This window comes from Pseudomonas sp. B21-048 (assembly GCF_024748615.1).
Lineage (GTDB): Bacteria > Pseudomonadota > Gammaproteobacteria > Pseudomonadales > Pseudomonadaceae > Aquipseudomonas.
Window position 1 is genome coordinate 2400628 of the sequence record NZ_CP087168.1, and the last position, 21235, is coordinate 2421862.

The window sequence follows — 21235 nt, forward strand, 5'->3', positions numbered from 1 at the left end:
AGCTCCAGCCACGCAATCGTGCAAATCCCCCTCTCATCCCATCGAACCACCCACCCACTACCCAAGTAGCATTCGCCGCCGCCCGCAGGCTTCGTACACTCGTGCCTCATACAGGCGCACCGGCGAGGGGCGAGGATGGAGCAGGTTCAGAACGACGGTGTGGTCAGTGCCATGTCCCAAGCCACCGATGCCCAACAAGCGGCTCAGGATCTGGCGCGACAACTTTTGCACCCGCATTTGGGCTTCGTGCTGTTCTTCTGTTCCGCCGAGTACGACTTGCAGGCGCTGGGGAAGGCGTTGCAACAGAGCTTCGGCGGCATTCGTCTGGTGGGCTGCACCAGCGCCGGGGAAATCACCCCCCAAGGTTATGGCCGCAGCTGCGTGACGGCGGTGGGCTTCGATCATCGGCACTTTTCCATCGCCACCGAACTGATCGACGAGATGGAGCATTTCAGCCTGATCGATGCCCAGCAAATGGTCGAGCGACTGGTCAGTGGTTGTCGCAGCAATACCCTGGCGCCGATCAAGGGCAACAGCTTTGCCCTGACCCTGCTCGATGGCTTGTCCAGCCGTGAAGAAATGGTTCTCGCTGCCCTGAGCGCGGCGTTGGGCGACATTCCGCATTTCGGCGGTTCGGCCGGCGACGACAATTACCTGACCCACACCCACGTGTATTTCGGCGGAGAGTTTCACAGCGGCGCGGCGGTGGTGGTGCTGGTCAATACCTGGCTGGACTTCGAAGTCTTCACCACCCACCACATCCTGCCCAGGGCCGAGAAACTGGTGGTCACCGCGGCGGACAGCGCCTCGCGCCGAGTTTTTGAACTCAACGCCGAACCGGCCGCCGAGGAGTACGCCCGGCACATCGGCGTGGCGGTGGCCGACCTCGATTATCGAATTTTTGCCGCGCACCCGTTGGCGGTGCGAATCAACGATCAGTATTACGTGCGGGCGATCCAGCAGGTTCATCCAGACCTGAGCCTGAGTTTTTACTGTGCGGTGGAAAACGGCATCGTCCTCACTGTCATGACCCCCGGCCCCATGCTGCCGAATCTGCAAAACCTGTTCGACGGTTTGCAGGCGCGTCTCGGCGACCTGTTGCTGACCATCGGCTGCGACTGCTTTCTCAGGCGTCTGGAGCTGGAAGACGGCGGCAATCTCGAGCAGATAGGCGCGTTTCTGCGGGACCAGCGGGTGATGGGTTTCAACACCTACGGAGAACAGTTCAATGGCATGCACATCAACCAGACCTTCACCGGGGTTGCCATTGCCCGAGGCCGCTCCCCTGGACAGCGCTGACCTTCAGGCGCAGATCGCCAGCCTGCGCCACGAAAACCATAAACTGCAGCGCATCAATGGCGCGCTGATCGAGCGCATCGAGTCCGGCATCACCCGGGGCAACGACCCGTATGCGGCGTTCCAACATTCGGTGGTGCTGGCCGAGCAGGTGCGTGAGCGCACCGACGCCCTGAACCAGGCCATGGCCGAACTCAAGGCTGGCAATCATTTGCTCAGCGAAGCGCGATTGCGGGCCGAAACCGCCCATCAACACTTGATCGACGCCATCGAAAGCATTTCCGATGCCTTTGTGCTGTTCGATGCCGAGCAGCGGATCGTACTGTTCAACAGCCGCTTCAAGGCGTTTTGGGGCAACAGCCGGGTGCGGATCACCGCCGGCATGCGTCTGCGCGAAGTCAAACGGTTGATGACTGCGACCGGACTGTTCAGCGAAGAACCTCGCGGGCATGCCGACGAAAACCTGCTCTATCGCCTGCACAACGGGCGCTGGCTGCAAGTCAGCGAACGGCCGACTCAGGAAGGTGGGCGGGTGATCCTGTTCACTGATATTACCGACGTCAAACTCAGCGAAACCCTGCGCCGCGAGCAGGCTGTGGCGCAGAAGTCGCACTTGTTGCAACGGGCGGTCGACAACCTGTCCCAAGGGGTGGCGATGGTCAACGCCGAGGGCATTCTGGAACTGTGGAACCGGCGTTTCCTGGAACTCAGCGGCTTGGCCCCGGTGGCGGCCCATCGGCCATTCGCCGAAGTAATCGCCGACAGCGAACTGAACCTGCTGACCCCGGCCAGTCGCGATCCGAACGGGCGGCATGTGCAGGAATGCGAGCAGCGCCTCTACGATGGCCGGGTGCTGGAAATCCGCACCCATCCGTTGCCCACCGGCGGTTTCGTCAACACCTTCACCGACATCACCGAGCGCTATCAGCACGCCGAAGCGCTTAGCGAAAGCGAGCGCTGGATTCGCCTGATCACCGATCATGTGCCGGCGCTGATTGCCTACCTGAATGCCGATCTGGTCTATGAATTCACTAACAAGGTCTACGAAGAATGGTACTGCTGGCCCCGGGGCGTGATGCTCGGGCAGAGCCTGCGCGAAGTGCATAGCGAACAGCATTATCAGCGCCTCGAAGCCTACGTGGAGCGGGCCCTGGCCGGCGAGAGCGTGACGTTCGAGTTTGCCGAAACCAACATCAACAATCAGGAGCGCTACATGCTGCGCTCCTACGTGCCCAATCGCCTGGCCACCGGGGAGGTGGTGGGGATTTTCGTGTTGATCCGCGACATCACTGAGCGCCGCCGCACCGCCGAGGCGCTGCATCAGGCCTATCAGAATCTTGAGTTGCGGGTGCGTGAACGCACCACCGAACTGACCACCCTCAATGACCAATTGCTGCGCGAAATCGACGAGCGCCGCCGCGTGGAGTCACGCTTGCGCGAGGCCAAGCTTGAAGCCGAGCAGGCCAACCTGTCGAAGACCAAATTTCTCGCCGCCGTCAGTCACGACCTGCTGCAACCGTTGAATGCCGCGCGGCTGTTTACCAGCGCCTTGCTGGAGCGCCGGGAGCCGGTGGCTAACGAAATTCTGGTGCGCAACGTCAGCAATTCCCTGGAAGACGTGGAAAATCTGCTGGGCACCCTGGTGGACATTTCCAAACTCGATGCCGGGGTGATCAAGGCCGACATTGCGCCGTTCGCCCTGAGCGAGTTGCTGGAAAATCTTGCCGCCGAATACACCCAAGTGGCCCGCAGCGAAGGGCTTGAACTGCATTTCATCCCGTGTTCGGCGCTGGTGCGCAGCGACATTCAGTTGCTCGCGCGGATCCTGCGTAATCTGCTGAGCAATGCCATTCGCTACACCTACAGCGGGCGAGTGGTGCTCGGCTGCCGACGTCATCATCAGCGGTTGACCATCGAAGTCTGGGACAGCGGCATGGGCATTGCGGAAAACCGTCTGGAGGAGATTTTTCAGGAGTTCAAACGCGGTGACGTGCAGCGCCCGGATCAGGATCGCGGCTTGGGGCTGGGCCTGGCGATCGTCGAGAAAATCGCCCGCATTCTCGGCCATCGGATTCACGTGCGTTCATGGCCGGGCAAAGGCTCGATGTTTTCCGTCGAAGTACCCTTGAGTGCCACGGCGCCGAAGGCATTGCCGAGCCTGCTGATGAGTGAGCCGATGCTCGAGCGCCTGCGCGGTGCACGGGTGTGGGTGCTGGACAACGACGCGGCCATTTGTGCCGGGATGCGCACCTTGCTCGAAGGGTGGGGCTGCCGTGTGATCACGGCGCTGTCGGAGGAGGACCTGGCGCGGCAAGTGGACAACTATCACGCCGAAGCCGACCTGCTGATCGCCGACTATCACCTGGATGACGAGAAGAACGGCGTCGACGCCGTGGCCCGTATCAACGCCCGTCGCGCTTCAGCGATCCCGGCGATGATGATCACTGCCAACTACAGCAACGAACTCAAACAGCAGATCCGCGAACTGGGCCACACCCTGATGCACAAACCGGTGCGGCCGATGAAGCTCAAGACGGCGATGAGTCATTTGCTTGGGCGGCCCTGATCGTTCCCACGCTCTGCGTGGGAATGCCTCAATGGACGCTCTGCGTCCGCTCTTGGGACTCTTGGAACGCGGAGCGTCCCGGGCTGCATTCCCACGCGGAGCGTGGGAACGATCATCAGCGCCGCAAATACGACCCGAAATCAATATCCCCGGCACTCAAAATCGCCTGCACCCGATTGTGCACATTGAGCTTGCGCAAGATCGCCGAGACATGGGCCTTGACCGTGGTTTCGGCGATTTCCAGGGTGTAGGCGATCTGTTTGTTCGATTCGCCTTTGGTCATGCGCTCAAGTACCAGCAACTGCTTGCGTGTCAGTGCCTGGAGCAACTCCGGCGGGAAGCTCGGGGTGTCATTCATCCGGCGATGAGTGCTGCTTTTTTGCGTGCGGATGATGTCCGGCGGCAGGTACACATTGCCATTGAGGATCTGCTGGATGGCCTCGGTCATCTGCACCCGTGGCGACGATTTGGTGATAAACCCCACCGCGCCATAAGTGATGGCTTGCAGCACGATTTGCTTGTCCTGCTCGGCCGAGACGATCACCACCGGAATGGTCGGCGCCTCGTTGCGCAGGTTGATCAGGCCATTGAGGCCGTGCATGCCGGGCATGTTCAGGTCGAGCAGGATCAGGTCAAGGTCGTCGTGTTCCTGGGTCAGGGCCAGGGCACTGTCGAGGTCGGCGGTTTCCATGACCTCACTGCCGGGGAAACCGTCGCTGATGACGTTATGAATGGCTTCGCGAAACAGCGGGTGATCGTCGGCAATCAGAATTTTGTACATGGCCTTTCACCTCATTATTTTTTTGATCAGGGTGTGGCAACAACTCGCAAGCGTTCACGTCAGGGAAAGGGCTCGGGCCGGGCCGGCGTCACGGGCAGATTTGCCGCTTGCCACGCATCCAGTCCGTCGCGGTACCAATACAGTGTTTTATAGCCCATGGAAGCGGCGCGTTTTACCGCGTTCCAGCTCAACCAGCAATCGGAGCGGCAGTAAAAGACCAACGGTCGAGTCAGATCGCCCGCCGTCAATTGCTGCAGGTGGCGCGCGAAATATTGCTGCCACGGGGGCGTCAGGTCGCCGTCACCGGTATTGGCCAGCCAATGGCTGCCGGGCAGGTTTTCGTGGGGCTGGTCTTCGATGAAACGGCTTTGCAGCCATTGCTGGCGATAGACATCGATCAGCAGTGGCTGCGGCGTGTGCTTGAGCAGGTTTTGCAGGGCCGGCGTATCGATGATACTCGCGCCCTGAAGCTGAGTCGGGGTCGGGCTGCGGTATAAACCGATGCGATAACCCTCGGCGGAGAACAGCGCAGTTTCAGCCTGCGCAACGCCCAGCAACAGGCTCAGCGACAGCGCGGCGAGAGAAGGGCACAGCAGAACACATCGTGCACGCGGCATGGGGGTTCAGTCCTTATAGTTATGAACCCATTACATGCCAGTAGCGGTGCGTTGTGAATGCGACGATAGACAGGTGAACCAGTACTAAAGTAGTAATTTTCCCTGGATTGCCGGGTGCTTGATCGTTCCCACGCTCCGCGTGGGAATGCCTCACCGGACGCTCCGCGTCCGCTCTTGGGACGCAGAGCGTCCCTGGCTGCGTTCCCACGCAGAGCGTGGGAACGATCCGGAGTAGTCAGCCGGTTTTGCGCAAAGCGGCATGCTGCGGGTTGAAGGTGAGTACTGCCAGCAGGGTAAACACCAGCATCAGCCCCACACACACCGCCAGCGCGACCGGGTTGAAGCGTTCATACAGCGCAAAGCGCACCAGTTCCACCGCATGGGTGAACGGGCTCAAGGCGCACAGCCAATACAACCACTCGCTGGACTCGCGCATTTTCCACAGCGGATACAGTGCCGACGACAGGAAAAACAGCGGGAAGATCACGAAGTTCATCACCCCGGCAAAGTTCTCCAGCTGGCGGATGGCGTTGGACAGCAACAGGCCCAGCGCACTGAGCATCAACGCCACCAGCAGCAACGCCGGCAAGGCCAGCAACAGGCCGATGGCCGGCGGTTGCACGCCGTACAGCCAGGCAATCGCCAGAAAGGCATACACCTGCAACAGCGAAATCAGCGAGGTTGCCAGCAATTTGCTGCACAGCAGGAAAGTCCGGGGCAGGGGGCTGGTCAGCAACACGCGCATGCTGCCCATCTCCCGGTCGTAGACCATCGACAGTGAACCTTGCATTCCGTTGAACAGCAGGATCATGCAGGCCAGGCCCGGGATGATGTAAACCTCATAGGGAATGTAGGTGTCGTAGGGCTCGATGATGGCGATACCGAGTGCCGCGCGAAAACCGGCGGCGAACACCAGCAGCCACAGCAATGGCCGCACCAGTGCGCTGAGAAATCGCGTGCGCTGCAACACAAAGCGTAGCCATTCGCGCAGTACGATACCGCTGAAACATTGCCAGTAAGCGTTCATTGGACGACTGCCCCTGAAGAGACCGAGGTGGTCAGGCGAGCGAAGGCCGAACCGAGGTCACCGCCATGTTCTAGGCTCAACGCGTCTGCCTGTCCGCTGGCCACCAAACGGCCTTGATGCAGGATCAGCAAGTCGTCGCTGGGCTGTACTTCATCCAGCAAATGAGTGGTCCAGAGCACGCTGATGGTGTGCTCGCGGCACAGGCTGCGGATGTGTTGGTTGAGCGCCAGGCGACTGGCCGGATCGAGGCCGACGCTCGCCTCGTCGAGCAGCAACAGGCTTGGCTCGTGCAGCAACGCGCGGGCGATTTCCACCCGGCGGCGATGGCCGCCATTGAGTTCGCGCACCCGTTCGCGACGGCGTTCGGTCAGGGCCTGACGTGCCAGTTCGGCGTCGACCCGAAGTCCGGTCTGGCGTCGGGACAGGCCATGCAGCGCGGCGTGATAACGCAGGTTTTGCTCGACGCTGAGGTCCAGATCCAGGGTGCTCTGCTGGAACACCACACCCAATTGCTTCAACGCCGGGCGTGCCGCGTTGCGCAACGAACAGCCACCGACCCGAATATCACCGCGCTGCACATCGTAAAGGCGAGTGAGCAGGGCGATCAGGGTCGACTTGCCCGCGCCGTTCGGTCCCAGCAGCGCGGCAAAACGCCCGGGTACCAGGCTGAAACTCACCTGACGCAAGGCCTCGCGCTGGCCGTAAGCGAAACTCAGGTCACTGACTTCAAGGGCGTTCATGGCGTCACCACCACGCCCCACGGATAGCGCCCGACCTTCACCGATTTGCTGACCTTGAGGCTGTCGACATCGATCACCGACACATCGCCACTGACGCCATTGGTAGCCAGTAATTGCCGTTGGTCCGGGGTAAACGACATCTGCCAGACCCGTCGGCCCACCAGCAGGTAATCGAGGATTTCGAAGGTCTTGGCGTCGATCACCGCCACATGGTTGGCCGGGCCGAGGGCGACGAAACCGTACTTGCCGTCGGCGCTGAGTTTGATCCCCACCGGCTGGACTTTGTCCGGGTGCACGCCTTTGATCTGGAAGGTCAGGGTCTTGAGGGTCTTGCGGCTGGCGACGTCGAGAATCGTCACCGTGCCGCCGATTTCCGCCGAGGCCCAGAGTTGCGAGCCATCGGGATTGAATTCGACGAAACGCGGCCGCTGATCGACCAGGGTGTTGTCGGCCAGGGTCTGGGTACTGGTGTCGATCCAGTGCAGCATGTTGGTGGTTTCACTGGTGTTCACCGCCCACTTGCCGTCGGGGCTGACGGCCATGCCTTCAGGCTCGACGCCAACGCTGATCTGCCCGAGCACCTTGGAGGTTTCGGTGTCGATCACCGTCACCAGCGCATCGTCCTCGTTGGAGACGTACAACCAGCGATTGTTGGGATGCAGGGCGAATTGCTCAGGGTCCTTGCCCGAGGGCAGTTCCTTGATGATCTTGCGGGTGGCGACGTCCATCACCTGGACCCGGTCCGAATCGCTGGCGCAGATGTACAGCAGCTTATTGTCGTGGGACAGCAACAGGCCACGCGGTCGCTGGCCGACGGGCAGGGTATCGGTGACTTGCAGGGTCTGCATGTCGATCAGGCTCAGGCTGTTGTCCTTTTCGTTGGAAACCCAGGCGGTGCTGGCCGCCGCATGCCCGGCGGCGAGCAGTAGAGCGCATGAAAGCAGGGTGCGGCGCATGGCAGATTCCTTCTTGTTGTGGTTGTAGGACTTTCAGAGAAAGCGGCAGCTGACCTCGGCTTTGTCGTAACCCAGGCTGTCCATTTCGTTGACGGGGTGCAGGAAACCGTCTTGCGGCGAAGTGCTGACCAGTGCCCGGGGTTGCACGATGGGGATCGGCTGGCGCAACTGACCGTTCCACGGCCGATAACTGAGCTTGCGACCCTTGAAGCCGTCCAGTGGCAATTGATCGCTGATTTCCAACTGACGAATCGCCATGGCATCGGCCTGACGCAGTTTGCCCACCGCACTGGCGATGCTGCGTACGGCCATCCAGGCGGCGAAATCCCGGTCGTTCATCCAGCGTCCGGTCAGGGCTTCAAAGCGTTTCTGCAACTGCGCGGCGCCGTAGGTTTCCACGGTCTTGTGCCAGCCCACGGGCGTCAGGCCCTGAGTGCCGGCAACCGGCCGTGGATACCAGGTCTGGTAGGGCACGTACTCGCCGAAGTCGCCGCGTTCATCGGCCACCAGCACCACGTCGTACTCGGCGGTCTGGGTGAACAGCGGCATGTCGGCCTGGGCGCTGCGGCGCTGGTCGTTATCGAAACTCCAGGCTTTTTCTGCCACCAGTTGCAAGCCGAAGCGTTTGGCCGCCCGACGCAGGGCGGCGGCATAGGCTTGATCGTCCGCGGTCGGGCCGACGATCAGCAGCGCCCGTTGCCATTTGCGCAGCACCAGAAATTGCGCGAGCGCATCGGCCAGCATCGCGCGGCTTGGCAGGCTGTGCAGCACGTTCGGCAGGCAATCGGTAGTGCGTAAGCTGTCATCGGGGCTGCCGGCATTGAACAGCAGGCTGTCGGGCAACGCCGCGCTGAGTTGGCGCAGATTGTTGGCTGGCACATTCACTACAAACAGTCGCAGGCCTTGTTGGTGCTGGATTTTGGCCGCCTCAAGCAAGGCTTCGGGACTGTTGACATTTTCGCTGACCAGGTCGTAGCGGTGGTTAAGAAAACGCCCGGTACTGTTGCTGTCAGTAATCGCCAGTTCGGCGCCACGCAGGCCGGCATCGGTTGGTTCGGGAATGACATGGACATTCGACAGCAACGGACCGGGGGCGGGGCGATAGCCCAGGTAGCCGATCTGCACCTGCAGCGGCGCATCCGCCGCCTGAGTCTGGGTCGCCACCCCGGCGGCGCAGGCAATTGCCAGCAAGTAGATCAAGGCATAAGGGGCGAGCTGGCGCATAAGGCACTCCATCACAGGTAGCGTCAGCATAGGAACCCTGAACGGAAGGGGAAATATGCAGAAAGTACCAGTGAGCCAGTACCAAGGTAGTAACTCGCCTTGGGCGGCGCGGTTTTAGCATGGGCAACAACGGCCATCACTCAGGGGGAGATCGACCATGCGTATTCTCAAAGCACTGCTCCTGCCGTTGTTGCTGATTTTGAGCCTGATCGGCGTCGATAAACTCCACAGCTCGCGACTCGCCGTTGTGCCGGTCTTGTCCGCGACACCGGGGCGCTAGGCATGTCGGCCCTGTGGCGGATCAACCTTTGGGTCTGCGGCTTTTTCGCATTGGTCACGGTCGCGTGCATGGGGTTGCTGCTGCATCAGGCGTTGGCGGATGTGGGGCGCGAACTGCAATCGGCCGAAGCGGTGGTCGAATACTTGGGCGAAACCGCCGAACGTGACCCGGTTAGCCTGCAACCTCGACTGACCCGCAGCTTGCGTCATGTGCGGGTGCGCTGGCTGGAGCCGGGCGAAGCGGCGCAACTGCCGGTGCAGGAGGGGCTGGATGCCTGGCTCGGTCGACTAATGTTCGCCGAGGCCCGACACAATGCGCAGGTGCTGGAGTTGCAGGATGGTCGGCGGGTACAGATTGCCGTCGATCCGCGAGATGAGATCGATGAAGTCTGGGATTCCCTGCAACAGCTACTGGGTCTCTGTGGCTTGGCGCTGGTGTTGAGCCTGTTGACCATTCGTTGGGCGGTGCACCGGGGCATGGGCCTGCTGGATGAACTGTTGTGGGCGTTGCAGCAGGTATCTGGCGGCCAGCTCAAAGTGCGCCTGCGCGCCGAAGGACTGCCGGAAGCACGGCAACTGGCGGCGCATTTCAACCGCATGACCGCGACCCTGGAACAGACCCGCGCCGACAACACCCGACTGACCCAGACACTGCTGGCGGTGCAGGAGCAGGAGCGCACGCACCTGGCCCAGACACTGCACGATGATCTCGGTCAGTACCTGGCCGGGATTCGCGCTCAGGCCTGTCTGCTGCGACTGGCGATGGATCAACCGGAAACCGTCGAGCGCACGGCACGGCTGCTGGAGCAAAACTGTGAACACCTGCAACAAGGCTTTCGGGCACTGGTGCACGACCTCTATCCCGTGGTGCTGCAGCATTTGCCATTGTCCGAAGCCTTCGGCCTGTTGCTGGAACAATGGCAGAGCCGGCAAGGCATCGCGTGCCAATTAACGGTTGGCGAGCCATTGCCGGCGTTGTCTGCGCCGAACAAAACCCATCTCTATCGTCTGTTGCAGGAAGCCCTGACCAACATCGCGCGGCATGCCGAGGCCAGTCAGGTGCGAGTTCGCCTGCAACACCATGGCGGGCATTTACGCTTGCTGATCCGTGATAACGGTCGCGGCGCGCAACAGCCGCAGCGGCCGGGCGTCGGTTTGTACTCGATGTTCGAGCGTGCCCGCAGCCTGGGCGGCGAACTGCGCATCATCAGCCACCCCGGCGCCGGTTGGGCGTTGGCTTTGAGCATGCCTTTGGAGGCGTCATGAATATTCTGCTGGTCGATGACCACGCGGTGGTCCGTCAGGGCTATGCCAGTCTGTTGCGGGCGCTGTTGCCGGCGATTGAAGTGCGTGAAGCAGCCACCGGCGAAGAGGCACTGATTCGGGTGCAGGAAGCCGTGCCGCAACTGGTGATCATGGATTTCGGCCTGCCGGGCATCAGCGGCCTGGAAACCACCCGGCGTCTGCGTCAACGTTTGCCGCAACTGCGGGTGCTGTTTTTCAGCATGCACGATGAATTGCCTCTGGTGCGTCAGGCACTGGACGCCGGAGCCTCGGGCTACCTGACCAAAAACTCGGCGCCGCAGGTGTTGATCGAGGCCGTGCGACGGACCCTCGCCGGCCATGCCTACATCGAACAACCGCTGGCCACACAACTGGCCTGCCACCCGCAACAGGACGCCAGCGACCCGCGCTTGCAGAGCATGACCCGGCGCGAACTGGAGATTTTCGTGATGCTAGCCAAAGGCACCCCGGCCCGGCTGATCGCTGAACAACTGAGCATCAGCAGCAAAACCGTTTCCAATCACCTGACCTTGCTTAAAAGCAAACTACAGGTCAGCTCCCATGCCGAACTGGTGCATTTGGGGATTGATATGGGGGTGGTGCGGGTGGCCTGCTAATTCAAACACTGCATTACCATTGTGTGCTTGGATTCAGTTCATTTGTCCCACGTCGTCGGACACCCCATGCAACCCTCCATATTTGCATCCTGAAAATTCCCATAATGCTGACGCGTACCGCTGAGGTTGGCCTGCTCCAGATTGCTTTCACCAAACTTGGCTTCTTGCAGATTGGCGTCGCTGAGGTTGGCACCCTTGAGATCGGCCTTGTTCAGCCAGGTCATTTCCAGGTCGGCCGCTTGCAGGTTGGCGTTGTGCAATTTGGCGCCGGAGAGGCGGGCAAATTGCAGGTAGGCGGCGCTGAGGTTGGCGTCCTGAAACTGCGCCCCTTGGGCGAACATCCCCCAGCCCTGGATTGCGATCAACGTGGCACCGGTGAAGTCGGCCAGGCGCAGGTTGCTTTGTTGCAGGCTGGCACGGGTCAGGTTGGCGCCTTGCAGGTTGGCTTTCTCCAGATTGGCCAGGTCTAGCCGGGCGTGACGCAGATTGGCACCGCGCAAGTCGGCGCCGCTGAGGTTCATGCTGCGCAGGTCCTGATTACTCAGGTTCGCATTTCTGAGATCTATGCCCGGGCATTGGCTGTGTTCGGCGAGGGTGCAGTTGTTGATGATCAGTGGTGTGTCGTCGGCAGCGCAAACCATAGGTAGCGCCAGCAAAAGCAGAAGAGACGGGTAGTTCATGGCGAAATCTCGTTATGTAGAGCGGCTGGATAATCACCCATCCAGTGTGGCGAGGGAGCTTGCTCCCGCTCGGCTGCGCAGCAGTCGTAAACCCGGGCAACCCGCCGCCGCCGGAAATGAAGGGGGCCGCTTCACGGCCCAGTGGGAGCAAGCTCCCTCGCCACGGGCAAGCCCCTTCATCACAGAGGAACGGAGTTACTTCTTCGCCACCTTGCTGTCCCAGCTCGGGATTTTGAACACCCAGAACGACCCGCCCTGAGCCACCGGTTTGGTCAGCTCAGCCATGTCGCCGCCCCACAACGGCACCGCGCCGCCGTAGCCGACGGTCACGCCGATGTATTGCTCGCCATCCTGTTCCCAGGTGATCGGCGGCGAGACGATGCCGCTGCCGGTCTGGAACTTCCACAGCTCTACGCCGGTTTTCGCATCGAAGGCCTTGAAGAAACCGTCGCCGGTGCCAGTGAACACCAGATTGCCCTTGGTCGCCAGCACGCCGGCCCACAGCGGCAGGGGTTCCTTGTGTTCCCAGACCACCTTGCCGGTGGTGGGGTTCATCGCACGCAGGCTGCCGACGTGATCGTCGTACATGCGCTTGATGCGAAAACCCATGCCCAGATAGGCCGAGCCCTTCTTGTAGTTGACCTCTTCGGTCCAGTACTCCTCCTTCCATTGATTGCCGGGAATGTAGAACAGCCCGGTGTCCTGGCTGTACGCCATGGGGTTCCAGTTTTTGCCACCGAGGAACGGCGGCGAGACTTCCACCGGTTTACCTTTGGTTTCTCCCGGTAGCGGTTTGGCCGGACGCTGACCCTCGTTTTCCACCGGGCGACCGGTCTTCAAGTCGATGTGACTGGCCCAAGTGATGTTGTCGACGAAGGGGAACGCATTCTGCAATTTGCCGTTGTTGCGATCGACCACATAGAAGAAGCCGTTGCGGTCCGCGTGGCCGGTGGCCTTGACCGTTTTGCCGTCCTTGTCCTTGTAATCGAACAGCACCAGCTCGTTGTTGCCGGAGAAATCCCAGGCATCGTTGGGGGTGTGCTGGTAGAACCATTTCACCTCACCGGTGCTCGGGTCGACGCCGACCTGGCCCGAGGTGTAAAGGCTGTCGTAGTCGTGGGGGGTGCCGTCCCTGGAGGTGCGAGCCCAGGTATTCCAGGGGCCGGGGTTACCCGCGCCGACGATGATGGTGTTGGTCTGCGGATCGAAACTGGCGCTCTGCCAAGGGGCGCCGCCACCGTGGCTCCAGGCCTCGACCTTGCCGGTTTCAGTGGTCGGATCATTCGGCCAGGACGGCGCCTTGACGTCGCCGGTCGGAGTACTGTCCTGGCCGTTCAAGCGCCCCATGTGACCTTCGACGAAGGGCCGCATCCAGACTTCGTCGCCGGTATCGGGGTCTCGGGCAAACAGCTGGCCGACCACGCCGAACTCATCGCCGGAGCTGCCGTGAATCAGCAGCACCTTGCCGCTGGTTTTGTCTTTGATCAGCACTGGTGCGCCGGTCATGGTGTAACCGGCGGCGTGATCACCGAACTTCTTGTTCCAGACCACTTTGCCGGTGTTCTTGTCGAGGGCGATCAGCCGCGCATCGAGGGTGCCGAAATAGATTTTGTCGCCGTAAATCGCCGCACCGCGATTGACCACGTCGCAGCACGGACGAATGTTGTCCGGCAGGCGATGATTGTAGGTCCACAGGCGCTTGCCGGTTTTGGCGTCCAGGGCGAACACCCGTGAGTAGGAACCGGTGACGTACACCACACCGTCGCTGACGATGGCCTGGGATTCCTGGCCGCGCTGCTTCTCGTCGCCGAACGAGTACGACCAGGCCGGGGTCAGCTTGAACACGTTCTTGTCGTTGACCTGGGCCAGCGGACTCCAGCGTTGGGCGTTGGTGCCCATTCCGTATTGCAGCACGTCCTGGGTAGTCAGGTGATCGTTGGCGATGTCTTCCCAGCTGACGGTGCGAGTGGGGGTGGCCGGTGCAGTCGCGGCGTAGCTTGCAGTGCTCAGGGACAGGCTGCCCACCAACAGAAAAGCCTGCACGGCAAGGCTCAGAGGGGAAAGTCTCAGCGGCGAAAGGGCGGGTAGCGATCTTATTGTCATGGTTGCAGTTCCCAGTGGAGGTTTTGGCCTGCACAGGGTGCTGCGCCCGAGAGAGGGCGGATACGGAAAAAGTCCCGCTGTTGCCGGGAAAACTTCCCGTACAGCACCTGATTTGGGCGTGCCCCACAAGCCCTACTACCAAGGGAGTAGGCCGCGGCCACCAAAGCAGCATACGGCTGGCGCGACGGGGTTCCTAAGATGGGGCCTAGCCTCTGCCAAGAGGTTTTGCGTGCAATCTTGAGGGCATAACAATGACAACAAAACGCAACGCCTTGCTCGTTGCCGGACTGCTGGCCGGTTTCATCAACGCAGGTTCCGTCTGGGCCCACGGCAACGTGGTACCCCAAGCCGTCGAAACCCAGGGGCTGACCCCGATCAAGGATGCCGGCGTGCAGGTCGATGCCGATGGTTGGGCGGCGGCGAACCCTTACCGTTCCTCCCCGGAACGCGATAAAGCCGTGCAAATCGGCTCTTCGGCCTACAACCAGAACTGCGCGGCCTGTCATGGCCTGGAAGCCAAGTCCGGCGGCATCGCCCCTGACTTGCGCATGCTCGACGTCGGCGAGGCCGGTGATGAATGGTTCGTCGAACGCGTGCGCCATGGTGCCGTGCGTGACGGCCGGGTGTACATGCCGAAAATGGCCGACTACCTGAGTCAGGAAGCCTTGTGGGCGGTGCGCACCTACCTGGACAGCGTGCACGTCGAGGAGTGACCCATGCGTGTGCTCGCGGTGTTGATCGGCGCTGTGTGGCTGTGTTGCCAGACAGCGCAGGCGCAGGTCCGTACCTATGACGAAATGATCGCCGCCGCCGAGCTGAAAGTCGCGGTGTACAAGGACTTCGCGCCCTACAGCTTTGAAGACGCTGGCGAGGCTCGCGGGGTCGATGTCGAACTCGCCCAGGCCCTGGCCAAGGCCATGGGAGTACGCCTGAAACTGATTTGGGCACCCGCCGGGGAAAAGCTCGACGACGACCTGCGCGATTACATCTGGCGGGCCAGTCAGTTGCACAATCAGCAGTTGGCCGACCTGATGATGCGCGTGCCGTACGATCGCGATTACTCACAGAAACGCAATGAACTGGGTGAGCTGGAAAACGGCCATGTGGTGATGTTCGGGCCGTACCAGAGCGAACAATGGCAAGTGGCTTATGACCGTCGTCGACTGGACTCAGTGGCCAGCGTCGCGGTGTTTCAGCAACACCCGATTGGCGTTGAAGTCGACAGCGTGCCGTCGTTTTACCTGACCTCGGTGTTCAATGGCATGCTGGCCGCCAAGACCCATCATTACCCGAGCGTGCCCCTGGCGTTTGCTGCCATGAAGGCCGGTGAAGTCGACGCGGTGATGGCCATGCGCGGCGAGATCGACTGGCAAGTCCATCAGGCCGGCGACCCGCAAGTGGCGCTGGCGGAAAACGCCTATCCGAACATGGGCAAGCAGCTTTGGGAGATCGGCATGGCGGTGCATGAAAGCAACCGACAATTGGCCTACGCCGTGGAAGAGGCGCTGGAAGCGTTGATTCTCGAGGGCACGGTCAAAAGCATTTATACCCGTTACGGCCTGCGGTATGACGTACCCGAGATGTATCAACAGTGAACTGGCGAGCGAGTTGTCTGTTGGCCTGCTGGTTACCCTTGGCCGCGCATGCGGTGGATGTCGAGCCGGGTAAAGACCCGGTGCCGTCGGTGATGTGGGCCTTCTATCACAAGCAGATGCTGGGTGATGCACCGTTCATGTTTGACGAACGGGTCAAGCTGCTGGCGCCGCCGTTTGCCGAAAACGCGCGGCAAGTGCCGCTGGAAATTGACGCCCGGGCGTTCAAGGGTGAGGTGGTGCGAATCCTCGCCTGGGCCGAACTCAATCCGTTGCCGAAAATCGTCGATTTCGAACCCTTGACCGGTGTGTTGCCATGGCTGTCGATCCGTATCCGCGTTGAACAGGCCACGCCATTACGTGCGGCGGTACTGACCCGCGATGGGCTGTGGCATGTCGGCTCGACCCTGATCGATGCGGCGGGCGGCGGTTGCACGGCGCCAAGCGTTGTACGCACCCAACCGGGTTGGGAGGAACACATCGGCGAAGTGTTCGGCGGTCGTTATCCCCGTGGTGAATTCAGTCGCGTGCGTTTGCAGGTGGCACATCCGATGGACAACGGCATGGTCAGCGGCATCCCGGAATTTTTCATCAATCACGCCGAGCTGCGCGATCAAAACGATCAATTGCTGGCGCGTCTTGAGTTGTTCCCGGCGGTCAGCGAAAACCCCAATTTGGCCTTCGATATCGAAGGAGCAGGGCAGACGCGCCTGGTGCTGCGCGACAACAGCGGCAATCAATTCGATGCGGCCATACCCTGACCCAAGGAGCGTGTGATGCGCTGGATGCTGCTGTTGTTCATCAGTCTGAGCCTGCCGGCCCTGGCCGATCCCGATTACGCACTCAAGTCCCGACAGATCGCCGAAGGCACCTGGCTGCTGGAAGGCAGCACCGATAATTTCGCCAAGAGCAACGGTGGCAACATCGTCAACACCGCGTTCATCGTCACCGAGAAAGGCGTGGTGGTGATCGACACCGGGCCGTCGAAGCGCTATGGCGAAGCGCTGCGCAAAGCAATTGCGACGACCACCGATAAACCGGTGATCCAGGTGCTGCTGACCCATCACCATCCTGATCATGTGCTGGGCAATCAGGCTTTCACCGACGTGCCGATCGGAGCCTTGGCCGGTACCACTGAACTGTTGCAGCAACAGGGTGAGGCCATGGCGGAAAACATGTATCGACTGGTGGGTGACTGGATGCGCGGCACCGAAGTGGTGTTGCCGACGCAGACGCTGACGCCCGGCGTGCAAAGTTTTGGGAACCACGATTTGCGCCTGCTGAGTCTGGGTGGGCACACCGGCGCGGATCTGGCTATTCTCGACCAGAAAACCGGCGTGCTGTTTGCCGGGGACCTGGTGTTTTATCAACGTGCGCTGACCACGCCCAACAGCCCGGGGTTGTCGGTGTGGCTGGCGGACATCGCGACCCTGCAAGATTTGCCGTGGACGCTGATCGTCCCCGGCCATGGGCCGGTGGCCACGGACACACAACCGTTCGAGCAAATGCGCGATTACCTGACCTGGCTGGACCAGCTGATGCGCGATGGCGCCGCTCATGGCAGCGACATGGCCGAGATGATCCGCAGCCCCATCCCTCAACGTTTCGCGGGGATCAGCTTGAGCCGTTATGAGCTGATTCGCAGTGTCAGTCATTTGTACCCTCGTTACGAACGGGGGCAGATGACCCGTGTTGATTCGGGCATGCGCAAGTGATGATCGTTCCCACGCTCCCGCGTGGGAATGCAGCCCGGGACGCTCCGCGTCCCATCCAGAGCCGAACGCGGAGCGTCCGTTGAGGCATTCCTTTGCTGCGCGTGGGAACGATCAATCCGCGACCCATTCCCTCCGACCCGGTACTAAGGAACTAGCAATCTCCGCATTGCGGGCAATTGTTGCAAGGGCGGCGGCGCCCAAGAATCTGCACCAGACCGGGAAAATTTCCCGGGTATAACAAAAACCGCAGAGGCAGCCGTCATGACCCAACCCGCACGTCGCCAACCCTTCGTTTTGAGCATGCTGCTCAGTGCCATGCTGTTGTCTGGCCAGGCATTGGCCGCAGTCTCCGATCAAGACATCCTCCAGGACCCGAAGAACCCGGAGCAGGTCGTCACCAATGGCCTGGGCGTCCAGGGTCAGCGCTACAGCCCGCTGGACACCCTCAATGTCGACAACGTGAAGGATCTGCGCCCGGTCTGGGCCTTTTCGTTCGGCGGGGAAAAGCAGCGCGGTCAGCAGGCACAGCCGATGATCAAGGACGGCGTGATGTACATGACCGGCTCCTACTCGCGGGTGTTCGCGGTGGATGCGCGCACCGGCAGAAAGCTCTGGCAATACGATGCGCGCCTGCCCGATGACATCCGCCCGTGCTGCGACGTGATCAACCGGGGCGTTGCGCTGTATGGCGATCTGGTGATTTTCGGCACCCTCGACGCCAAACTCGTGGCCCTGAACAAAGACACCGGCAAAGTGGTGTGGAGCAAGAAAGTCGCCGACCACAAGGAAGGTTATTCCATCAGCGCCGCGCCATTGGTGATCAACGGCAAATTGATCACCGGCGTGGCCGGTGGCGAGTTCGGGGTGGTGGGCAAGATCGAAGCCTACGATCCGAAAAACGGCAGCCTGCTGTGGAGCCGACCAACCGTTGAAGGCCACATGGGCTATGTCTACAAGGACGGCAAAGCGGTAGAAAACGGCATCTCCGGCGGCGAAGCGGGCAAGACCTGGCCGGGCGATCTGTGGAAAACCGGCGGCGCGGCGCCTTGGCTGGGCGGCTACTACGACCCGGAAACCAATCTGCTGCTGTTCGGCACCGGCAACCCGGCTCCCTGGAACTCGCACCTGCGTCCTGGCGACAACCTCTACTCGTCGTCGCGTCTGGCGCTGAACCCGGATGACGGCACGATCAAATGGCACTTCCAGAGCACCCCTCACGACGGTTGGGACTATGACGGCGTGAACGAACTGGTGTCATTCAATTACAGCGAAGGGGGCAAGGAAATCAAAGCCGCAGCCACGGCGGACCGTAACGGTTTCTTCTACGTGCTCGATCGCACCAACGGCAAATTCATCCGCGGCTTCCCGTTCGTGGACAAGATCACCTGGGCCAGCGGCCTGGATAAAAATGGCCGGCCGATCTACAACGAAGCCGGTCGTCCGGGGGCGCCGGGCTCTGACGCCAAAGGCAGTTCAGTCTTCGTCGCGCCAGCGTTCCTTGGGGCGAAAAACTGGATGCCGATGGCCTACAACAAAGACACCGGCCTGTTCTATGTGCCGTCCAACGAGTGGGGCATGGACATCTGGAACGAAGGCATCGCCTACAAGAAAGGCGCGGCGTTCCTCGGTGCCGGCTTCACCATCAAACCGTTGAATGAAGACTACATCGGCGTGCTGCGCGCCATCGACCCGAAAACCGGCAAGGAAGTCTGGCGCCACAAGAACTTCGCACCGCTGTGGGGCGGGGTGCTGACCACCAAGGGCAACCTGGTGTTCACCGGTACGCCAGAAGGTTTTCTGCAAGCGTTCAACGCCAAGACCGGCGAGAAAGTCTGGGAATTCCAGACCGGTTCCGGCGTGCTGGGCTCGCCCATCACCTGGGAAATGGACGGCGAACAATACGTTTCGGTGCTTTCCGGCTGGGGCGGCGCGGTACCGCTGTGGGGCGGCGAAGTGGCCAAGCGCGTCAAGGACTTCAACCAGGGCGGCATGCTCTGGACGTTCAAGTTGCCTAAAGATCTGGTAGCCAAACACTGATCGCTGCACTGATCGTTCCCACGCAGAGCGTGGGAACGATCACCTACTACCAAATAACGAGAATCCCCCTGCCAACGGCGCATTCGTCTGGCAGGCGGGGCTCTCTACTATCGGTTCATCGCCTGTTGGCCTGACAGGCATCGACCCAGACAGAGGCCCACCATGATCTACGCACAACCCGGAACACCCGGCGCCGTCGTTTCCTTCAAACCGCGCTACGGCAATTTCATCGGCGGCGAATTCGTTGCCCCGGTCAACGGCGAGTACTTCGCCAACACCTCACCGGTTACCGGTGAAGTGATCGCCGAGTTCCCGCGCTCCAGCGCCGCCGACATCGAAAAAGCCCTCGACGCCGCCCATGCCGCCGCCGATGCCTGGGGTAAAACCTCGGCGCAGGATCGCTCGCTGGTGCTGCTGAAAATCGCCGACCGCATCGAGCAGAACCTGGAAATCCTCGCCGTCACCGAAACCTGGGACAACGGCAAGGCCGTGCGCGAAACCCTTAACGCCGACGTGCCTTTGGCTGCCGACCACTTCCGTTATTTCGCCGGTTGCATCCGCGCTCAGGAAGGCGGCGCCGCCGAGATCAACGAACTGACCACCGCCTATCATTTCCACGAACCATTGGGCGTAGTCGGGCAGATCATCCCGTGGAACTTCCCGCTGCTGATGGCTGCCTGGAAACTCGCCCCGGCCCTGGCTGCCGGCAACTGCATCGTGCTCAAACCCGCCGAACAAACGCCGCTGTCGATCATGGTGTTCGCCGAGCTGATCGCCGACTTGCTGCCGGCCGGCGTGCTGAACATCGTTCAGGGTTTCGGTCGCGAAGCCGGTGAGGCGCTAGCCACCAGCAAGCGCATCGCCAAAATCGCCTTCACCGGTTCCACCCCGGTGGGCGCGCACATCATGCATTGCGCGGCCGAGAACATCATTCCAAGCACCGTTGAACTGGGCGGCAAGTCGCCGAACATTTTCTTCGAAGACATCATGAATGCCGAGCCGCAGTTCATCGAGAAAGCCGCCGAAGGCCTGGTGCTGGCGTTCTTCAACCAGGGCGAAGTCTGCACCTGTCCGTCCCGGGCGCTGGTGCAGGAGTCGATCTACGAGCCGTTCATGGCCGAGGTGATGAAGAAGATCGTCAAGATCAAGCGCGGCAACCCGCTGGACACCGAGACGATGGTCGGCGCCCAGGCGTCCGAGCAGCAATACGACAAGATCCTCTCGTACCTGAAAATCGCTCAGGAGGAGGGCGCCGAACTGCTCACCGGCGGCGCGGCCGAGCGTCTTGAGGGCGATTTGTCGACCGGCTATTACATCCAGCCGACCCTGCTCAAGGGCCACAACAAAATGCGCGTGTTCCAGGAAGAAATCTTCGGTCCGGTGGTGGGCATCACCACCTTCAAGGACGAAGCCGAAGCCCTGGCGATTGCCAACGACAGCGAGTTCGGCCTCGGCGCCGGCCTGTGGACCCGCGACATCAACCGTGCCTACCGCATGGGCCGGGCGATCAAGGCCGGGCGCGTCTGGACCAACTGCTACCACCTGTACCCGGCCCACGCCGCGTTCGGTGGCTACAAGAAGTCCGGTGTCGGCCGTGAGAACCACAAGATGATGCTCGACCATTACCAACAGACCAAAAACCTGCTGGTGAGCTACGACATCAATCCGTTGGGGTTCTTCTAATCCCATAAGCACCCCACAAGCCCTGTGGGAACGAGTCT

The 21235-nt window shown here is 61.2% G+C and carries 19 protein-coding genes; 11 read left to right on the forward strand and 8 right to left on the reverse strand.

The features are described 5' to 3' along the window. The first annotated feature begins 135 nt into the window (after window positions 1-135). The gene (gene nosP, locus LOY56_RS11280) at window positions 136-1299 is read left to right on the forward strand and encodes a nitric oxide-sensing protein NosP (protein ID WP_258621795.1); all 1164 of its coding nucleotides are present in this window, start codon (window positions 136-138) and stop codon (window positions 1297-1299) included. Next, window positions 1229-3862, forward strand: a complete 2634-nt coding sequence (gene nahK / locus LOY56_RS11285; protein WP_408980362.1) for a hybrid sensor histidine kinase/response regulator NahK/ErcS' — start codon at window positions 1229-1231, stop codon at window positions 3860-3862. The genes nosP and nahK overlap by 71 nt, the downstream gene beginning before the upstream one ends. A 115-nt stretch (window positions 3863-3977) precedes the next feature. Here nahK and LOY56_RS11290 read toward each other — a convergent pair whose 3' ends face one another. From LOY56_RS11290 to LOY56_RS11315, 6 genes are all read right to left on the reverse strand, one after another. Next, window positions 3978-4643 carry a response regulator transcription factor gene (locus tag LOY56_RS11290; RefSeq protein WP_095055052.1) on the reverse strand — a complete coding sequence of 222 codons (666 nt, stop codon included), beginning with the start codon at window positions 4641-4643 and terminating at the stop codon, window positions 3978-3980. A 59-nt stretch (window positions 4644-4702) separates the two neighbouring features. Further along, the gene (locus LOY56_RS11295; protein WP_258621797.1) at window positions 4703-5260 is read right to left on the reverse strand and encodes a PQQ-dependent catabolism-associated CXXCW motif protein; all 558 of its coding nucleotides are present in this window, start codon (window positions 5258-5260) and stop codon (window positions 4703-4705) included. 235 nt (window positions 5261-5495) lie between these two features. Next, window positions 5496-6287: an ABC transporter permease gene (locus LOY56_RS11300; protein WP_258621799.1), complete on the reverse strand. Its 792-nt coding sequence runs from the start codon at window positions 6285-6287 to the stop codon at window positions 5496-5498. Further along, a complete protein-coding gene (locus LOY56_RS11305) occupies window positions 6284-7027 on the reverse strand; it encodes an ABC transporter ATP-binding protein (RefSeq protein WP_258621801.1) in 744 nt (247 codons plus the stop codon). Before LOY56_RS11305 ends, LOY56_RS11300 begins: the two co-directional genes overlap by 4 nt. Then, entirely contained in the window at window positions 7024-7983 is a 960-nt protein-coding gene (locus LOY56_RS11310; protein WP_258621802.1) for a YVTN family beta-propeller repeat protein, read from the reverse strand. The genes LOY56_RS11305 and LOY56_RS11310 overlap by 4 nt, the downstream gene beginning before the upstream one ends. A gap of 33 nt (window positions 7984-8016) precedes the next feature. Continuing rightward, on the reverse strand, window positions 8017-9207 hold the full coding sequence (locus tag LOY56_RS11315) for an ABC transporter substrate-binding protein (RefSeq protein WP_258621803.1): 1191 nt from the start codon (window positions 9205-9207) through the stop codon (window positions 8017-8019). 157 nt (window positions 9208-9364) lie between these two features. Here LOY56_RS11315 and LOY56_RS11320 point away from each other — a divergent pair, with 157 nt between their 5' ends. From LOY56_RS11320 to LOY56_RS11330, 3 genes are read left to right on the forward strand one after another with little or no spacing between them, the layout of a single operon-like run. Then, window positions 9365-9487, forward strand: coding sequence for a hypothetical protein (locus tag LOY56_RS11320; RefSeq protein WP_258621805.1), 123 nt, complete (start codon window positions 9365-9367; stop codon window positions 9485-9487). A 2-nt stretch (window positions 9488-9489) separates the two neighbouring features. Next, window positions 9490-10752, forward strand: coding sequence for a sensor histidine kinase (locus LOY56_RS11325; protein WP_258621806.1), 1263 nt, complete (start codon window positions 9490-9492; stop codon window positions 10750-10752). Then, window positions 10749-11387 carry a response regulator transcription factor gene (locus LOY56_RS11330; protein ID WP_258621807.1) on the forward strand — a complete coding sequence of 213 codons (639 nt, stop codon included), beginning with the start codon at window positions 10749-10751 and terminating at the stop codon, window positions 11385-11387. The genes LOY56_RS11325 and LOY56_RS11330 overlap by 4 nt, the downstream gene beginning before the upstream one ends. A gap of 38 nt (window positions 11388-11425) precedes the next feature. Here the strand turns inward: LOY56_RS11330 and LOY56_RS11335 are convergent, their stop codons facing one another. Both LOY56_RS11335 and exaA read right to left on the reverse strand, forming a co-directional pair. Further along, window positions 11426-12067, reverse strand: coding sequence for a pentapeptide repeat-containing protein (locus LOY56_RS11335; protein WP_258621808.1), 642 nt, complete (start codon window positions 12065-12067; stop codon window positions 11426-11428). A 195-nt stretch (window positions 12068-12262) separates the two neighbouring features. Then, window positions 12263-14170, reverse strand: coding sequence for a quinoprotein ethanol dehydrogenase (exaA, locus tag LOY56_RS11340; RefSeq protein ID WP_258621809.1), 1908 nt, complete (start codon window positions 14168-14170; stop codon window positions 12263-12265). Window positions 14171-14421: 251 nt separating this feature from the next. Here exaA and pedF point away from each other — a divergent pair, with 251 nt between their 5' ends. The 6 genes from pedF (at window position 14422) to LOY56_RS11370 (ending at window position 21197) form a co-directional block, all read left to right on the forward strand. Continuing rightward, the gene (pedF, locus tag LOY56_RS11345) at window positions 14422-14883 is read left to right on the forward strand and encodes a cytochrome c-550 PedF (protein ID WP_048394661.1); all 462 of its coding nucleotides are present in this window, start codon (window positions 14422-14424) and stop codon (window positions 14881-14883) included. 3 nt (window positions 14884-14886) lie between these two features. Then, window positions 14887-15765, forward strand: a complete 879-nt coding sequence (locus tag LOY56_RS11350; protein ID WP_258621812.1) for an ABC transporter substrate-binding protein — start codon at window positions 14887-14889, stop codon at window positions 15763-15765. After that, window positions 15762-16523: a quinoprotein dehydrogenase-associated SoxYZ-like carrier gene (locus LOY56_RS11355; RefSeq protein ID WP_258621814.1), complete on the forward strand. Its 762-nt coding sequence runs from the start codon at window positions 15762-15764 to the stop codon at window positions 16521-16523. The genes LOY56_RS11350 and LOY56_RS11355 overlap by 4 nt, the downstream gene beginning before the upstream one ends. 15 nt (window positions 16524-16538) lie before the next feature. Then, window positions 16539-17477, forward strand: a complete 939-nt coding sequence (locus LOY56_RS11360) for a quinoprotein relay system zinc metallohydrolase 1 (RefSeq protein WP_258621815.1) — start codon at window positions 16539-16541, stop codon at window positions 17475-17477. A 261-nt stretch (window positions 17478-17738) separates the two neighbouring features. Then, entirely contained in the window at window positions 17739-19514 is a 1776-nt protein-coding gene (locus tag LOY56_RS11365; protein WP_258621817.1) for a PQQ-dependent methanol/ethanol family dehydrogenase, read from the forward strand. Between the two features lie 162 nt (window positions 19515-19676). Further along, entirely contained in the window at window positions 19677-21197 is a 1521-nt protein-coding gene (locus tag LOY56_RS11370; protein ID WP_258621818.1) for an aldehyde dehydrogenase family protein, read from the forward strand. Window positions 21198-21235 lie beyond the last annotated feature (38 nt).

What these genes read in the sequence shown, in the direction of transcription:
- nosP (WP_258621795.1), top strand. Translation starts at nt 136, where the DNA reads ATGGAGCAGGTTCAGAACGACGGTGTGGTCAGTGCCATGTCCCAAGCC.
- nahK (WP_408980362.1), top strand. Translation starts at nt 1,229, where the DNA reads ATGGCATGCACATCAACCAGACCTTCACCGGGGTTGCCATTGCCCGAG.
- LOY56_RS11290 (WP_095055052.1), bottom strand. Translation starts at nt 4,643, where the DNA reads ATGTACAAAATTCTGATTGCCGACGATCACCCGCTGTTTCGCGAAGCC.
- LOY56_RS11295 (WP_258621797.1), bottom strand. Translation starts at nt 5,260, where the DNA reads ATGCCGCGTGCACGATGTGTTCTGCTGTGCCCTTCTCTCGCCGCGCTG.
- LOY56_RS11300 (WP_258621799.1), bottom strand. Translation starts at nt 6,287, where the DNA reads ATGAACGCTTACTGGCAATGTTTCAGCGGTATCGTACTGCGCGAATGG.
- LOY56_RS11305 (WP_258621801.1), bottom strand. Translation starts at nt 7,027, where the DNA reads ATGAACGCCCTTGAAGTCAGTGACCTGAGTTTCGCTTACGGCCAGCGC.
- LOY56_RS11310 (WP_258621802.1), bottom strand. Translation starts at nt 7,983, where the DNA reads ATGCGCCGCACCCTGCTTTCATGCGCTCTACTGCTCGCCGCCGGGCAT.
- LOY56_RS11315 (WP_258621803.1), bottom strand. Translation starts at nt 9,207, where the DNA reads ATGCGCCAGCTCGCCCCTTATGCCTTGATCTACTTGCTGGCAATTGCC.
- LOY56_RS11320 (WP_258621805.1), top strand. Translation starts at nt 9,365, where the DNA reads ATGCGTATTCTCAAAGCACTGCTCCTGCCGTTGTTGCTGATTTTGAGC.
- LOY56_RS11325 (WP_258621806.1), top strand. Translation starts at nt 9,490, where the DNA reads ATGTCGGCCCTGTGGCGGATCAACCTTTGGGTCTGCGGCTTTTTCGCA.
- LOY56_RS11330 (WP_258621807.1), top strand. Translation starts at nt 10,749, where the DNA reads ATGAATATTCTGCTGGTCGATGACCACGCGGTGGTCCGTCAGGGCTAT.
- LOY56_RS11335 (WP_258621808.1), bottom strand. Translation starts at nt 12,067, where the DNA reads ATGAACTACCCGTCTCTTCTGCTTTTGCTGGCGCTACCTATGGTTTGC.
- exaA (WP_258621809.1), bottom strand. Translation starts at nt 14,170, where the DNA reads ATGACAATAAGATCGCTACCCGCCCTTTCGCCGCTGAGACTTTCCCCT.
- pedF (WP_048394661.1), top strand. Translation starts at nt 14,422, where the DNA reads ATGACAACAAAACGCAACGCCTTGCTCGTTGCCGGACTGCTGGCCGGT.
- LOY56_RS11350 (WP_258621812.1), top strand. Translation starts at nt 14,887, where the DNA reads ATGCGTGTGCTCGCGGTGTTGATCGGCGCTGTGTGGCTGTGTTGCCAG.
- LOY56_RS11360 (WP_258621815.1), top strand. Translation starts at nt 16,539, where the DNA reads ATGCGCTGGATGCTGCTGTTGTTCATCAGTCTGAGCCTGCCGGCCCTG.
- LOY56_RS11365 (WP_258621817.1), top strand. Translation starts at nt 17,739, where the DNA reads ATGACCCAACCCGCACGTCGCCAACCCTTCGTTTTGAGCATGCTGCTC.
- LOY56_RS11370 (WP_258621818.1), top strand. Translation starts at nt 19,677, where the DNA reads ATGATCTACGCACAACCCGGAACACCCGGCGCCGTCGTTTCCTTCAAA.